The organism is Amycolatopsis sp. NPDC045836 (assembly GCF_056431745.1).
Genome location: NZ_JBWKKF010000010.1, coordinates 68,235 through 85,337, shown reverse-complemented (window position 1 = coordinate 85,337; position 17,103 = coordinate 68,235). Strand labels below are relative to the sequence as shown.

Here is a 17,103-nt window from a genome sequence, read left to right as displayed (position 1 = left end):
CCATGACCTCCTCCAGACAGGACCGCATCGCGGCCTTGCCCGCCCACCTGCGGGACGTGCTGCGGGCGCGGATGGCGGGAACGGCGGGCGCGGCACCGGAGATCCCGGCCGCCGACCGTTCCCGCCCGCTGCCGCTGTCCGCCGCCCAGCGACGGCTGTGGTTCCTCGCCCGGCTGCGGCCGGACGACCCGGAGTACAACAGCGCGTTCGCGTTGCGGCTGCGCGGCGAACTGGACACCGCGGCACTGGCGGCTGCGCTGCGTGCGCTGGTCGCGCGGCACGAACCCCTGCGCACCACCTTCGACGAGGCAGGCGGGGAGCCCGTGCAGCTCGTCGGGCCGCCGTACGAGGTGGCGCTGCCGGTCGTCGACGTCGCGGCCGAAGACCTGGACGCGGTGCTGGGAGCCGAGTACGCGCGGCCCTTCGACCTCACCCGCGGGCCGCTGCTGCGGGCGCTGCTCGCCCGCCTCGGCCCGGCCGAGCACGTGCTGCTGGTGAGCGTGCACCACATCGCCACCGACGGCGCGTCGATGGGCGTGCTCACCGAGGAACTGGGCCTGCTCTACCGCGACGGCGAGCACGCCGCCCTGCCGCCGTTGCCGCTGCAGTACGCCGACTTCGCCGCCTGGCAGCACGGTCGCCCGACCCGGAAGGCGGGGCTGGAGCACTGGAAGCGGCAGCTCGCCGGGATCGAACCGCTGGAGCTGCCCACCGACCGGCCCCGCCCGGCGGCCCGCGGCACCGCCGGGGCCGTCACCGAGTTCACCGTGCCCGCCGGCGTCGCCCGCGGGCTGGCGGAGCTGGCGCGGACGTCGGAGACCACGCTGTTCACCGTGCTGGTGGCCGCCTGCCAGGCGCTGTTCGCGCGGTACACCGGGCAGGAGGACATCGCGCTCGGCACCGTCGTGCAGGGCCGTGACCGCCCGGAGCTGCAGCGCGTCGTCGGGTTCTTCGTCAACACCGTCGTGCTGCGCTCGCCCGTGGACCAGCGGGCGCCGTTCACCGAGCACCTGGCCGGTGCGCGGCAGACCGTGCTGGACGCCTTCGCCCACGACGACGTGCCCTTCGACGAACTGGTCGACGCCGTGCAGGCCGGGCGCGACCCCGGACGCAACCCGCTGTTCGACGTCATGGTGCTGCTGCACACCGCGACCGGCGGTGGTCCGTCGCTGCCCGGGCTCGCGGTGGAACCGGCTCCGGTCGCGCGTGATTCGGCCAACTTCGACCTCACCGTGGAGTTCGAGGAATCCGGCGGCGAGCTGGCCGGGCTGGTCGAGTACAGCACCGAACTGTTCGAGCAGGCGACGATCGACCGGCTGGTCGAGGCCCTGCGGCGGCTGCTCGCCGGCATCGCGGCCGACCCGTCCCGGCGGATCGCCGACCTCGCACCGCCCTCCGCCGCGGACGAGCGGCAGCTGCTGGCGTGGGGGCGCAGCACCCTGGACGTGCCCGGCGGGACCATCGTGGACCTGCTCGACCACCAGGCCAGAACGCGGCCGGGTGCCACCGCGCTGGTCTGCGGTGGCACCCGGCTCACCTTCGCCGAACTGGCCGCGCGCACCGACGCCCTCGCCGCGGAGCTGGCCGCCCGTGGTGCGGGCCCGGACCGGGTCGTCGCGGTGCTGCTGCCCCGCACCGCCGAGGCGATCGTCGCGCTGTTCGCCGTGCTCAAGGCCGGTGCGGCTCACCTGTCGGTCGATCCGGGACTGCCCGCGGACCGCATCCGGATCCTGCTGGAAGACGCGCACCTGGTGCTGGACGACACCACCGTGACGGCAGGTGGCGCGCGTCCCGCCGGGCCGCACCCGTCGGACGCCGCCTACCTCATCCACACCTCCGGTTCCACCGGGACGCCGAAGGGGGTGGTGGTCGAGCACGCGGCACTGGTGAACCTGCTCGCCAACCACCGCGAGGTGTTCGGCCGCGACCGGCTGCGCGTCGCGCTCACCGCCACCCTGTCGTTCGACACCTCGTGGGAAGGCCCGGTGCTGCTGGCCGACGGGCACGAACTGCACCTGATCGGCGACGAAACCCGCCTCGATCCGGCCGCGCTGACCCGCTACGTACGCGAGCAGCGCATCGACTTCCTCGACGTCACGCCGTCCTACCTGCGGCAGCTGCTGCCCGCCGGACTCCTGTCCGGCGCCCACCGCCCGCGCTCGCTGATGGTCGGCGGTGAGCCGCTGGACGCGGACCTGTGGCGCGAGCTGGCCGCCGCCGGTACCGCGGCGCACAACTACTACGGGCCCACCGAATCCACTGTGGACGCCACCCGCGCCCCGGTGACCGGTGACCGGCCGCGGATCGGCCGCCCGCTGGGTGGCGTGACCGCCTACGTGCTCGACGAGGAGCTGCGCCTGGTGCCGCCCGGCCTGCCGGGGGAGCTGTGCCTGGCCGGGGCCCAGCTCGCCCGCGGTTACCTCGGCCGCCCCGGCCTGACCGCGGACCGGTTCACCGCCGACCCGTTCGGCGCGCCCGGCGCGAGGCTGTACCGCACCGGCGACCGGGTCCGCTGGACCGCAGACGGGCAGCTGGAGCACCTCGGCCGCACCGACGAGCAGGTGAAGGTCCGCGGGTTCCGCATCGAACCGGGTGAGGTCGAAGCCGCGCTCCGGGGCCAGCGCGGTGTCACCGACGCCGCCGTGGCCGCCCGTGACGGCAGGCTGGTCGCCTACGTCGTCGGCGGCGCGGACCCCGCCGCACTGCGTGCCGCGCTGACCGGAACCCTGCCCGCCCACCTCGTGCCGTCGGCCTTCGTCGCGCTCGACCGGCTGCCGCTGACCCGGCACGGCAAACTGGACCGGCGTGCCCTGCCCGAACCCGGACCGGCCGCCTCCGCCCGGTACGTGGCCCCCCGCGACGAGCGCGAGCAGCTGGTGACCGACGTCTGGGCCGAGGTGCTCGGCGTCGAGCGCGTCGGGGTGGAGGACAACTTCTTCGACCTCGGCGGCGATTCCCTGCTCGGCATCCGCGTGGTCGCGCGCCTGCGGGACGCGCTCGGCGCCGACGTGCCCGCCCGTCTCGTCTTCACCGCGCCGACCCCGGCCCAGCTCGCCGCCGGGCTGCCCGACGCGGCGGCGTCGCGCACGGCGATTTCCGTGCTGCCCCGCGACGGCGGCCGACTCGAAGCGCCGCTTTCCTTCGCCCAGCAACGGCTCTGGTTCCTCAACGAGTTCGAACCGGGCAGCACCGAGTACGTCTCACCGACCGTGCTGCGCCTGCGTGGTGAGCTGGACACCGGTGCGCTGAACCGGGCCCTCACCGCGCTGGTGGCGCGGCACGAGTCCCTGCGCACCACCTTCGCCACCGTCGACGGCCACGGGGTGCAGGTCGTGCACCCGCCCTACGCCGTCGAGGTCCCCGTCACCGACGGCGACCTGGCCACCGCGCTGGCCGGCGCCTCGGGTCCGGTGGACCTGCACACCAGCCCGCTGCTGCGGCTCGCGCTCACCCGGCTCGCCCCCGGCGACCACGTGCTCAGCCTGGTGCTGCACCACATCGTCACCGACGGCTGGTCGACGGGTGTGCTGCTGCGTGAACTGGCCGCCCTGTACGCGGCCTTCACCCGCGGAGACGAGCCGGTGCTGCCCGCGCTGCCCGTGCACTACGCCGACTACGCGGTCTGGCAGCGGCAGCGGCTCGAAGGCAGCGAACTCGACGAGCAGCTCAGCTACTGGCGGCACCGGCTCGACGGCGTGCCGGTGCTGGACCTGCCCACCGACCGCCCGCGTCCGGCGGTCCGCAGCACCAACGGCGCGCTGCACGCGTTCAGCGTTCCGGCGGGCACCGCCGCGCGGCTCAAGGAGCTGTCCCACCGGCACGGCGGCACCCTGTTCATGACGCTGCTCGCGGCCTGCCAGCTGCTGTTCGCCCGGTGGTCCGGGCAGCGCGACGTGGCCGTGGGCACCGTCGTCTCCGGGCGCGAACGCACCGAACTGGAGGACCTGATCGGCTTCTTCGTCAACACGCTGGTCATCCGGTCCACAGTGGACCTCCGAAGCGGTTTCGGCGACTTCCTCGGTGAAGTGCGCGACACCGTGCTCGACGCGTTCGCCCACCAGGACGTCCCGTTCGACCGCATCGTCGACGACCTGCAGCCCGAACGCGACACCAGCCGCACCCCGCTGTGCCAGGTGCTGGTCGTGCTGCACAACACCCCGGACGCCCGGCCGGTGATGCCGGGGCTCACCGCCGAGGAATTGGCACCGCCGGTGGTGACCGCCGGGTTCGACCTGACGATCCACTTCCAGGAGACCGGCGGGCGGCTCGACGCCCTGGTCAACTACAACACCGACCTGTTCGACACCGCCACCGTCGAGCGGCTCACCGGCTGGCTGACCACCCTGCTCGACGGCATCGCGGCCGACCCGGAGCGGCCGCTGAGCCGGCTTCCCTGGATCACCGCCGCCGAACGCGAGCTCGTGGTGAAGCAGTGGAACGGCACCGCCGCGCCCCAGCCCGCGCCGACCCTGACCGAGCTGTTCGCCGAGCGCGTGGCGGCTGCTCCGGACGCGATCGCCGTGACCAGCGGGACCACCGAGCTGACCTACCGCGAGCTGGACCGGCGCGCCAACCGCCTCGCCCACCGGCTGATCGCCGAGGGCGCGGCCCCGGAACGGCTGGTCGCCCTGCGGCTGCCCCGCTCGGCCGACCTCGTGGTGGCGGTGCTCGCGGTGCTCAAGACGGGCGCCGGGTACCTGCCGATCGACCCCGCCTACCCGGCGGCGCGGATCGAGGCGACGCTGGCCGACGCGCGCCCGGTGTGCGTCGTCGACGAGGTGGCCGCCGGGCAGTGGCCGGACACCGATCCCGGGGTGCGGGCCGCGCCGGGCAACACCGCCTACGTCATCTACACCTCCGGGTCCACCGGGGTGCCCAAGGGCGTGCTGATCCCGCACGCGAACGTGACCCGGCTGTTCTCCGCCACCGAACCCTGGTTCGGCTTCGGCGAGCAGGACGTGTGGACGCTGTTCCACTCCTACGCCTTCGACTTCTCGGTGTGGGAGCTGTGGGGCGCGCTGCTGCACGGCGGCAGGCTGGTGGTCGTGCCGCAGGAGGTCACCCGCTCACCGGAGCACTTCCTCGCCCTGCTGGCCGAGCAGCGGGTGACCGTGCTCAACCAGACCCCGTCGGCGTTCTACCAGCTCAGCGCCCTGCCGTCCCCGCCGTTGAGCCTGCGGTACGTGATCTTCGGCGGGGAGGCGCTGGACCCGTCCCGGCTCACCGGGTGGCTGCGGCGCCACCCGGACGGCCCGCGGCTGGTGAACATGTACGGCATCACCGAGACCACGGTGCACGTGACCCACCGGGTCCTCGACGGCAGCGGCACCGGCACCGTCGGCGTGCCGATCCCGGACCTGCGCGCCTACGTCCTGGACACCGATCTCGAGCCGGTTCCGCCCGGGGTGACCGGTGAGCTGTACGTGGCGGGCGCGGGCCTGGCACGCGGCTACCTGAACCGGCCGGGGCTGACCGCGTCGCGGTTCGTCGCCGACCCGTTCGGCGCGGCGGGCACCCTGATGTACCGCACCGGCGACCTGCTGCGGTGGACCGCGGGCGGTGAGCTGGAGTACCGCGGCCGCGCCGACCAGCAGCTCAAGATCCGCGGTTTCCGGATCGAACCGGGTGAGGTGGAGGCCGCGCTGATCGCGCACCCCGACCTCACCGGGGCCGCCGTCGTGGCCCACGGGACCGGCGACGCGCGGCGCCTCGTGGCGTACCTGACCGGAGCCGTGCCGGGCACCACCGCGCTGCGCGAGTTCCTCGCCGCTTCGCTGCCGTCGCACATGATCCCCGCGATGTTCGTGCCGCTGGAGGAACTGCCGCTCAACGCCAACGGCAAGCTCGACCACCGGGCGCTCCCCGAACCCGGTGCCCGGCCGGAAACCCGTTACGTGGCCCCGCGCACGGACGTCGAAACCGCCCTCGCCGAGGTGTGGTCGGCGGTGCTCGGGCTCGACCGGGTCAGCGTCGAGGACAACTTCTTCGGCCTCGGCGGTGACTCGATCCTCAGCATCCAGGTCGTCGCCCGCGCCCGGCAGGCGGGGTTGACGCTGTCGTCGAAGGACCTCTTCCAGCACCAGACCGTCGCCGAACTGGCCCGCGTGGTCACCGCCGCCCAGCCCGCGGCACCCGCGCCGGTGGAACCCGCCGGGCCGGCGCCGCTCGGGCCGATCCAGTCCTGGCTGTTCGAGCGGCTCGACCGGCCGTGGCGGCTGACCATGTCCGTCCACCTCATACTGTCCTCGGTGGACGTACCAGCGCTGCACGCGGCGCTGTACCGTGTCGCGGAGCGGCACGACGCACTGCGCATGCGATTCTCCGCCACCGGCGGCGGCTGGCAGCAGGAACCGGCCGGCCGGGAGTCCGCCACCCTGCTCCGCCAGGTCGATCTGTCCGATGCGGACGACGTGAGCGCGGCTCTGCACGCCGAGGCGCTGCGGGCGCAGGAATCGCTCGACATCGTCGGCGGCCCGGTGTGGCGTGCGGTGCTGTTCACCTTCGCCGGCCGCCCGCCCCAGCTCTTCCTCACCGCGCACCACCTGGTCATGGACGGGGTGTCGTGGCGCGTGCTGCTGGCCGACCTGGAGCGCGCCTACCACGGCGAGCAGCCCGCCCCGGTGGGCACGTCGTTCACGCACTGGGCGCGTTCACTGGACGAGCACGTGAAAACGGGGCGCCTCGACGAGCAGGTGGAGTACTGGAAGACCGCACTCCGCGAGGCACGTCCGGAAATCCCGTTCGACCGCCCCGGCCACAACGCGGCGAAAACGGCGCGCGTGGTCTCGGCGTCCCTCGGCCGGGCCGAGACCGCCGCGCTGCTGCAGGACGTGCCACCGGCCTACCGGACCGAGGTCAACGACGTCCTGCTCAGCGCGCTCGGCCGGGTGCTCGCCGGCTGGACGGGCCGGTCTCGCGTGCTCGTCGCGATGGAAGGCCACGGCCGTGAAGAGCTCACCGGCCCGCTGGACCTGTCCCGCACGATCGGCTGGTTCACCGCCCAGTACCCGCTCGCGCTGACGGTGCCGGACGGGGACTGGGGCGAAGTCCTCAAGTCGGTCAAGGAGCAGTTGCGTGCCGTGCCGGACAAGGGCGCCGGTTACGAAGCCCTGCGCAGCCTGAGCCGGCCGGACGCACCGGGTGCCGCGCTGCGCGAGGACCCCGCGCCGCGGATCTCCTTCAACTACCACGGCCGCTGGGACGTCGGCGCGCCCGGCGAAGGCTGGTACCGGGGCCGCGGTGAGGAACTCGGGCACGACCTGGACCCGGAGAGCACCCGGCCGTACCTGCTCGACGTCGTCGGCGTCGTCGAAGGCGGCAGGCTGCACCTGAGCTGGGAGTACTCCGCCGAGGTGCACGAGCGGGCCACGATCGAGGCGCTGGCCGAAGCGATGCTCGACGCGCTGCGCGGCATCGTCGAGCACTGCGCCGGGGCGGGCGGGCGCACGCCGTCGGACTTCCCGCTGGCGCGCCTCGACCAGGCCGGCGTCGACCGGCTGGCCGGGGACGGCCGGACCGTCGAGGACATCTACCCGCTCACGCCCCTGCAGGCGGGCATGGTCTTCCACAGCCTGGTCGACCACGGTTCGAACGCCTACTTCGACCAGTTCCGGCTGCGGCTGGCCGGGGTGCGTGATCCGCGTGCGCTCGCCGAGGCGTGGCAGCGCGTCGTCGACCGCACGCCGATCCTGCGCACGAGCACCGTGTGGGAGGGCGTCGAGCAGCCGGTCCAGCGGGTGCACCACGACGTGCGCGTGCCGATCGGGCAGTACGACTGGCGCGGGCTCGACGCGGCCGGGCAGCGGGCGGAACTGGCCGCGCTGATGGCCGCCGACCTGGCGGCGGGCATGGACCTGACCGAGCCGCCGCTGATGCGCCTGGCCATCGGCAGGCTCACCGACGACGAGGTGCAGCTGCTGTGGACCTCGCACCACGTGCTGCTGGACGGCTGGAGCACCGCGCAGGTCTTCGGTGAGGTCTGCGAGCAGTACGCGGCGATCGTCGGCGGCCGGGCCGCGCGGCTGGTGCCCCGGCGACCCTTCCGCGACTACCTGGCCTGGCTCGCCGACCAGGACCACGCCGGGGCCGAGCGGTTCTGGCGGCGCGTGCTGGACGGGTTCACCACCCCCACCCCGCTGCCCTACGACCGCAGGCCGCAGGAGGCCCACCGCGCCGAATCCGCGGAAGCGGTGCTGGTCGAGCTGTCCCCGGAGGACTCCGCGCGGGTGCACGAGGCGGCGAAGGGGGCCGCGCTCACGGTCAACTCCGTCGTGCAGGGCGCGTGGGCGCTGCTGCTCGCGCGCCACAGCGGGGAGTCCGACGTCCTGTTCGGCACCACCGTGTCCGGCCGCCCGGAGGAACTGGCCGGGGTCGAGTCGATGATCGGCATGTTCATCAACACCGTGCCCACCCGGGTCGAAGTCCGAAGTGGGCAGGCGGTGGGCCAGTGGCTGCGGGAGCTGCAGTCGGCCCAGGCCGAGGCGCGCCGCCACGACTTCCTCGCGCTGTCCAGGCTGGGGCAGTTCGCGGACGTGCCGGCGGGCACCTCGCTGTTCGACAGCGTCGTGGTGTTCGAGAACTACCCGATCGAGGACAGCGGCGAGGACGGCGTGCGCGTGCTGGAGTCCGACTCGCTGGACACCACCAGCTATCCACTGAACCTCACCGCCTACCTGCACGACCGGCTCGGGCTGGAACTGTCCTACGACCCGAAGCTGTTCGACCCGGCCACGGCTCGCAGGCTGGCCGGTCAGCTCGCCGCACTCGTGCGCGCGTTCGCCGCCGACCCGGGCTGCCGCCTCGACGCGCTGTCGCCGCTGACCCCGGAGGAACGGCAGGACCTGCTGGAACTGGGCACCGGTGAGCCGATCGAGGTCCCGGCGGGCACGGTCCTGGACGTGTTCGAGGCGACCGCCGCCCGGATTCCGCACGAGACCGCGCTCGTCTGCGGGGACACGGTGCTCGACTTCGCCGAGGTCGACGCGCGTGCCACGCGGCTCGCGCAGGACCTCCTCGCGCGCGGGGCCGGGCCGGAACGGGTCGTGGCGGTGCTGCTGCCGCGCTCGGCCGAAGCCGTGATCGCGATCCTCGCCATCTTCAAGGCGGGCGCGGTCTACCTGCCGATCGACACGGGCCTGCCGGAGGAACGCGTGCGCTTCCTGCTCGGCGACGCGCGCCCGGTGGTCGTGCTGGGCCGGGAACTGGAACCACCGGCGGCCACCGTGCCGGAGGCGCGGCGGCCGCGTGCCGACTCGGCCGCCTACGTCATCTACACCTCGGGTTCGACGGGCACGCCGAAGGGTGTTGTCGTCGACCACGGCGGCCTGGTGAACATGCTCGCCGCGCACCGCCGCGTTTTCCTCGGCCCACCACGGAAGCGCGTCGGGCTCACCGCCTCGCTGTCGTTCGACACCTCGTGGGAAGGGCTGCTCGCGCTGATCGACGGGCACGAGCTGCACGTGCTCGACGAGGACACCCGGCTCGATCCCGGTGCCACCGTGCGCTACCTCCGCGACCAGCGGATCGACCTGATCGACCTGACCCCGTCGCACCTGCAGCAACTCCTCGCGGCCGGGCTGCTGTCCGGCCCGGCCCGGCCCGGCACCGTGCTCGTCGGCGGCGAGGCGACCGGCGAGGCGCTCTGGCGGGAACTGGCCGCCTCCGGGGTCACCTGCCACAACTACTACGGCCCCACCGAGGTGACCGTCGACTCCGTCCACACGCCGGTGACCGGGGACCGGCCGCTGATCGGGCGGCCACTGGCCAACCTGCGGGCGTACGTGCTGGACCCGGCCGGTGAGCCGGTGCCGGTCGGGATGCCGGGCGAGTTGTTCCTCGCCGGTGTCCAGCTGGCGCGGGGTTACCTCGGACGGCCGGGCCTGACCGCGACCGTGTTCGTGGCGAATCCGTTCGGGCCGCCGGGAAGCCGTCTGTACCGGACGGGTGACCGCGTCCGCTGGACCGAGGACGGGCGGCTGGACTACCTCGGCCGCGTGGACGACCAGGTCAAGATCCGCGGGTTCCGGGTGGAGCCCGGCGAGGTGGAAACCGTGCTGCGGCAGCACCCGGCGGTCACCGACACCACGGTGGCCGCCCGCGACGGCAGGCTGGTCGCCTACGTCGTCGGGGACAGCGAAGGGCTGCGTGCCTGGCTGCGGGAGCGCCTCCCGGACCACCTCGTGCCGACGGCGTTCGTCACCCTCGACGCGCTTCCGCTGACCCGCAACGGAAAGCTCGACCGGCGCGCGCTGCCCGCCCCCGGCCGGGACACCACCGCCGAGTACGTGGCACCGCGCACCGGCACCGAACGCCGGCTGGCCGCCATCTGGGCCGAGGTGCTCGGCCTGGACGGGGTCGGCGTGACCGACAACTTCTTCGAGCTGGGTGGCGATTCCATCCTGAGCATGCGGATCACCTCGCGGGTGCGGGCCGAGTTCGGGGTCGAGGTGTCCCCGCGAGCGCTGTTCACCGCACCGACGCCGGCGGGCTTCGCCGCCGCGCTGCCCGACCGGCGGGCGAGTGCGAAGCCCATCCCGGTCGTGGCCCGGGAGGGGGCGCTGCCGCTGTCGTTCAACCAGCAGCGCCTGTGGTTCCTCGACGAGTTCTCCCCGGGAGGCACCGAATACCTTTCGCCCACGGCGTTGCTGCTGCGCGGTGACCTCGACCTCGACGCCCTGCGGCGGGCGCTGGACACGCTGGTCGCCCGGCACGAATCCCTGCGCACCACGTTCGGCGCGGTCGACGGCCGCGGTGTGCAGTACGTGCACGAACCCTTCTCGGTGGACCTCGTGGTCGAGGACTTCGACGAGGACGCACTGGCCGCGGAGGCGCTGCGGCCGTTCGACCTGCGCACCGGCCCGCTCCTGCGGGCCCGGCTGTACCGGCGGTCGGCCACCGAGCACGTGCTGCTGCTCGCCGCGCACCACATCGTCACCGACGGCTGGTCCGCCGGGGTCCTGGCCGCCGAACTGGACACCTGCTACGCGGCTCACCGCCAGGGCGTGGAACCCGAACTGCCCCCGCTGGGTGTGCAGTACGCGGACTTCGCGGCGTGGCAGCGCGAGCACCTGGACAGCGCCGAGGTGGCCGGGCTGCTGGACCACTGGCGCGACCGGCTGGCCGGGCTCGCCCCGCTCGAACTGCCCACCGACCGGCCGCGCCCGGCCGAGCGCACCACGGACGGGCAGTGGCTGGGTTTCGAGGTCCCCGCGGGGGTCGCGGCGAAGCTGCGGGAACTGGCCGGGGCCCAGAACGGCACCCTGTTCATGACCCTGGTCGCCGCGTGCCAGGTGCTGCTGGCCCACTGGGCGGGCCAGGACGACGTCGCCGTCGGCACCGTCACGGCCGGGCGCGACCGGGCCGAACTGGACCGGCTCGTCGGCTTCTTCGTCAACACCCTGACCCTGCGCTCCACAGTGGACAGGCGGCGGTCGTTCCGGCAGTTCCTGGCCCAGGTCCGGGAAACCGTGCTCGACGCGTTCGCCCACCAGGACGTGCCGTTCGAACGGGTGGTGGACGCGGTGGACCCGGTGCGCGACCCGAGCCGGACGCCGCTGTTCCAGGCCATGGTGGTGCTGCAGAACACCGGCGACCGGCCCGGTGGTGGCGCGCTGGTGGCCGGTGAGGTCGCGCTGCCCGCCGTGTCGGCGCCGTTCGACCTGCTCGTGCAGTTCGAGGAGGACGACGGCGCGTTGCACGGGGCGATCAACTACAGCACCGGCCTGTTCGACGCCGCGACGATCGACCGCCTGGCGGCCCGGCTGCGTGCGCTGCTGACCGCACTGGTCACCGATCCGGACCGGCCGATGGCCACCCTGCCGCTGGTACCCGCGGCCGAACTCGACCGGTTGCGCGCCTGGAACGACACCGCACGCCCCGTCGAGCCCGCGTCACTGGCCCAGCTGGTCGAGGCGCAAGCGGTCCGCACACCCGACGCGGTGGCGCTGCTGTCCGACGACGGCGCGATCACCTTCGCCGAGCTGAACGCGCGGGCGAACCGGCTGGCCCGGCTGCTCGTGCGGCGGGGTGCCGCGCCCGAACGGATCGTCGCCGTGCGGTTGCCGCGGTCGACGGCGCTCGTGGTGACCGAACTGGCCGTGGCCAAGACCGGTGCCGCCTTCCTGCCGGTCGACCCCGGTTACCCCGCCGAACGCATCGAGTTCATGCTGGCCGACGCCGACCCGATCTTCGTGGTCGACCGCGAACTCGACGCGGCGGATCACCAGGACACGAACCTCGGCGTGCCGGTCGACCCGGCCCAGCCGGCGTACGTCATCTACACCTCCGGCTCGACCGGGCGGCCCAAGGGCGTGGTCGTCCCGCACCGCGGCATCGCGTCGTTCTCCGCCGCCGTGGTCGAGCACTGCGGTGTGCGGGCGGGGGACCGGGTCCTGGCGTTCAGCTCGCCGAGCTTCGACGCGTCGGTCCTGGAACTGTGCCTGTCGCTGCCCGCCGGAGCGGCGCTCGTCGTGCCGCCCGAAGGGCCGCTGCTCGGAACCGCACTGGCCGGCGTGCTGCGGCGGCACCGGGTCACGCACGCGCTGATCCCGCCGGTCGCACTGGAAACGGTGCCCGAGACCGGGTTGCCGGACTTCCGCACGGTGCTCGTCGGCGGGGACGCGTGCCCGGCCGAACTGGTGCGCCGGTGGGCACCCGGCCGCCGGATGATCAACGCGTACGGGCCGACCGAGGCCACGGTCGTCACCGCGTGGAGCGGCCCGCTCGCCCCCGGCGGCCCCCCGCCCATCGGCGGCCCGATCCCGAACACCGCGGTGCACGTGCTGGACGCCGGCCTGCGGCCGGTGCCGATCGGGACCCCCGGCGAGCTGTACGTCTCCGGTGCCGGTCTGGCCCGCGGGTACCTGCGCCGGCCGGGCCTGACCGCGGACCGGTTCGTCGCCGACCCGTTCGGTGCCCCCGGCACCAGGATGTACCGCACCGGGGACGTGGTCCGCTGGACGGCAGGCGGGGAACTGCTGTTCGTCGGGCGCACCGACGAACAGGTCAAGATCCGCGGCTTCCGCGTCGAACTCGGTGAGATCGAGGCGGTGCTGCGGCGTCACCCGGCGGTGCGCGACGCCGTGGTGGTGGCGCGGAAAACGGGTGGCCACGCCCGGCTGGTGGCCTACGTCGTCGGCGAGCCGGGCCGGCAGCTGGAACTGCGCCCGTACCTGACCGGCACCCTGCCGGACTACCTGGTGCCGTCGGTGTTCGTGCCCATCGACGCGGTGCCGATGACCAGGAACGGCAAGGTGGACCGGGGGTCGCTGCCGGAACCGGACCCGTCGGCGGTGGTCACCGCGGAGCACGTGGCCCCGCGCACGGACCGGGAGAAGCTGCTGGCCGCGCTGTGGGCCGAGGTGCTCGGCCTGGACAGCGTCGGCGTGACCGACAACTTCTTCGACCTCGGCGGCGACTCGATCCTGAGCATCCAGGTGGTCCACCGCGCCAGGCAGGCCGGTCTGGCGATGCGTTCGCGGGACCTGTTCGCGCACCAGACGGTCGCCGAGCTGGCCACCGTGGTCACCGCGGCCGGCACCGACGGCGACGAGCGCGAAACCGTCGTCGGCGCGGTACCGCTGACCCCGATCCAGCAGTGGTTCTTCGACTCCGGCCCGGCCAATCCGGCGCACTTCAACCAGTCCGTGCTGGTCGAGCTGGCCGGTCCGGTGGAGGAGGAAGCGCTGCGGCAGGCGCTCGACGCCGTGGTCGCCCACCACGACGCCCTGCGCCTGCGGTTCGAGCGGACCGGCAGCGGGTGGCGGCAGGACAACGCCCCGGCCGAGCAGGCGGTCCCGCTGGCGGTGGTGCCCGCCGAGGACCTGGAGCGGGCCGCGGACGACGCGCAGGCGAGCTTCGACCTCGCGCGCCCACCGCAACTGCGGGCACTGCTGACCGAACCCGCCGAGGGCGAGAACCCGCGGCTGTTCCTCGCCGCGCACCACCTCGTCGTGGACGCGGTGTCGTGGGGCATCCTGCTGGAGGACCTGGAACGGGCGTACCGGCAGACCCAGGTGGGGGAGAAGGCCGACCTCGGGCCGAAGACGACCTCCTTCCGCGACTGGGCGCTGCGGCTGCGCGAGTTCACCGAAAGCGGCGGGCTGGACGCCGAAGCCGCGCACTGGGCGCGGGAACTGCCCGGGTTCGCGGTCCCGCGCGACCGGACCGGTGCACCGCCGGGCCCGCCGGACGTGGTGACCGTCGCCGTGGACGAACGGGCCACCGACGCGCTGCTGCACTCCGCCCCCGGCGCCTACCGCACGCGGATCAACGACGTCCTGCTCGCCGCGCTGGCCCGCGCGCTGACCCGCTGGAGCGGGGCGCAGGCCGTCGCGGTCGCCCTGGAGGGGCACGGCCGGGAGGAGATCCTCGACGGCGTCGACCTGACCCGGACGGTCGGGTGGTTCACCACGCTGTTCCCGGTGGCGCTGACGGTCGACCCGGACGCGGGGTGGCGGGACCTGGTCAAGGCGGTCCGGCGGCAGCTGCGTGCGGTGCCGGGCAACGGTTTCGGCTACGGCGCGCTGCGGACCTACCGGAACCTCGACCCGGCCGGCGGGACGCCGGAGGTCGCGTTCAACTACCTCGGGCAGGGTGGCCACACCGGCGACGGGGCCGGGCTCTACCTGCGTGCGCACGCGCCGATCGGGCGTGAGCAGGATCCGGCGAACCAGCCGCCGCACGTGCTCGAAGTGGTCGGCGGGGTGCGGGACGGGCGGCTGGAGTTCTCCTGGTTCTACCGGCCCGACCTGCACGAGCGCACCACCGTGACGGCGGTGGCCGCCGACTTCGCCGACGCGCTGCGTGCCATCGCGGCCGACTGCCGGGGAGACCGGGCGTGACCCGGCTCGGCCGCGACTACCGGCTCCTGTGGACCGGGCAGGTCGTCTCCGAGGCCGGGTTCAGCACCACGATGATCGCCTTCCCCCTGCTGGTGCTGGCGATCACCGGGTCCGCGGCCCAGTCGGGGCTGGTCGTCGGCGCCGTCGCGATCGCCCAGCTGGTGGCCGGGCTGCCCGCCGGGGCGCTGGTGGACCGCTGGTCCCGCAAGCGGGTCATGCTCGGCTGCGAAGCCGCGCAGGCGGTGGCGGCGGCGGGGCTCGTGCTCGCGTTGTGGTGGCAGGTGGCCGGGATCGGGCTGCTGGTCGCCGTGGCCGTGGTGATGGGGGTGTGCCGCGCCCTGTTCGAACCGGCGGAGGACGCCAGCCTGCCCCGGCTGGTCCCCGGTGAGCAGGTCTCCTCGGCGGTGGCGATGAACGCGGCGAGGACCAGCGCGGGACAGCTTTCGGGGACCGCGCTCGGCGGCTTCCTGTTCGCCGTCGGCCGGGTGGTCCCGTTCGTCTTCGACGCCATCGCACACGTCTTCGCGTTCGTCTCGCTGCTGTTCGTCCGCCTGCCCGCACGCGCCCCGGCGGACCGGCCCCCGGCGCACCTGGGCCGCGAGATCGCCGAAGGGCTGCGCTGGGTGTGGCAGCAGCCGCGGTTGCGCGTGACCACCTTCTGCGTGGTCGGCCTCAACCTGTTCTTCTCCGCCTACTACCTGGTGATCATCGTGCTGGCGAACCAGCGCGGGGTACCACCGGGGGAGATCGGCGTGATGGCGGCGATGCTGGGCGCCGGTGGCATCCTCGGGGCGCTGGCCGCGCCGTGGCTGCACCGCAGGCTGAGCCCGTACGTGCTGGTCACCGGGGTGTTCTGGGCGCTGACCGCGCTGACCCCGCTGGCCGTGTTCATCCACAGCGGCTACCTGATGGGCGTGCTGTTCGCCGCCATCGCCTTCCTGCCCCCGGCGGTCAACACCACCATCAGCACCTACCAGCTGCTGGCCACCCCCGACGAACTGCGCGGGCGCCTCGGCGGGGTGCTCGGGGTGACCGGTGGCCTGGCCGCCGCGCTCGGCCCGGCGCTCGGCGGCTGGCTGGTCGAAGTCCTGCCGGGGCACCCGGCGGTGCTCACCTGCGCGGCCGCCATCGCGGTGGTCACCCTGCTCACCACCTTCAGCGGCACGCTCCGCGGCTTCGCGGCGCACGAACTCGAAAAGACCCCCGGCCGGTAAGTTCCGGAGAAAGGAAACACGATGGACGAGAACACCACCTTCCAGGTCCTGGTCAACGACGAGGAGCAGTACTCGCTGTGGCCGGCGGACAAGGAGGTCCCGGCGGGCTGGCGCCCGGACGGCACGACCGGCACGCGCCAGGAGTGCATGGACCACGTGGACCGGGTCTGGACCGACATGCGCCCCCGCAGCCTGCGGGAACGGATGGCCGCCGAGTAGGCCCGCTGGAGCTGATCGGGCCGGGAACGGGTCACCCGCTCCCGGCCCTGCGGCTTCACCGGGGTCAGCGGGAGGCGGGCCGGGGCAGGCGGAACAGCTTGCCCAGCAGCCGCAGCAGTTGCTTGTCGCCGGTCGCGGTGGCGGTGCCGTCCCTGAGGCCGTCGGTCAGCCGCCAGCGGCCCTCGGCCAGTTCGGCGAAGCGGTCACCGCTGGTTTCGATCACCACGTCGGGCCGTTGCGCGGGACCGAGCGCGGCCTCGACCGTGCCGTCCTCCACGCGCACGTGGAAGACCTCCTCGTCGATGCGGTACTCGTAGACCGCCCGCACGCCCGCGGCGGCTTCCGGGTCGAAAGCGGCTTCCATGGCCAGCAGTCCCCAGCCGGGGTGGAACACCTCGGTCTCGCGCCGCTCGCCCATCGCCCACTTCATCCCCCAGCGGGACAGCGCCAGCACGGCCGGGCCGAGTTCCTGACCGGCCTCGGTCAGCGCATAGGCCGGCGTGCGAGCCGGTGGCGGCAAGGTCGTCCGGCGGGCCAGGCCCTCCCGTTCCAGGTGCTTGAGCCGGGCCGCGAGCAGCCCGGTGCCCAGGCCCCGCAGGCTGTGCTGCAGGTCCCCGAAGCGCTTGGGGCCGGTCAGCAGCTCACGCACGAGCAGGAGCGTCCACCGCTCCCCGACCAGGTCGAGGGTCCGCGCGACGGCGCAGTACTGGTTGTAGGTCCGCTGGTCCACTTCCTCATCCTAAACTCCGCGCTTCCCGACCTTGAAGTTCGCAAACAAGAACCTTGTACTTCCTGTTTTTGAAGTTTACCCTCGGGGTGAGCGGAGGAGG

4 protein-coding genes are annotated in these 17,103 nt (G+C 73.7%); 3 read left to right on the top strand and 1 reads right to left on the bottom strand.

The genetic code is table 11. The annotated features are described in order from the left end of the window. The first annotated feature begins 2 nt into the window (after positions 1-2). The 3 genes from AC07EG_RS20650 to AC07EG_RS20640 are packed head-to-tail and all read left to right on the top strand — an operon-like array spanning position 3 to position 16,273. Positions 3-14,840, top strand: a complete 14,838-nt coding sequence (locus AC07EG_RS20650; RefSeq protein ID WP_478254753.1) for a non-ribosomal peptide synthetase — start codon at positions 3-5, stop codon at positions 14,838-14,840. Continuing rightward, positions 14,837-16,054, top strand: a complete 1,218-nt coding sequence (locus tag AC07EG_RS20645) for an MFS transporter (protein WP_478254752.1) — start codon at positions 14,837-14,839, stop codon at positions 16,052-16,054. Before AC07EG_RS20650 ends, AC07EG_RS20645 begins: the two co-directional genes overlap by 4 nt. 21 nt (positions 16,055-16,075) lie before the next feature. Further along, positions 16,076-16,273, top strand: a complete 198-nt coding sequence (locus tag AC07EG_RS20640; protein WP_478254751.1) for an MbtH family protein — start codon at positions 16,076-16,078, stop codon at positions 16,271-16,273. Between the two features lie 64 nt (positions 16,274-16,337). Here AC07EG_RS20640 and AC07EG_RS20635 read toward each other — a convergent pair whose 3' ends face one another. Continuing rightward, positions 16,338-17,003 carry a winged helix-turn-helix transcriptional regulator gene (locus AC07EG_RS20635; RefSeq protein WP_478254750.1) on the bottom strand — a complete coding sequence of 222 codons (666 nt, stop codon included), beginning with the start codon at positions 17,001-17,003 and terminating at the stop codon, positions 16,338-16,340. Between the last annotated feature and the right edge of the window lie 100 nt (positions 17,004-17,103).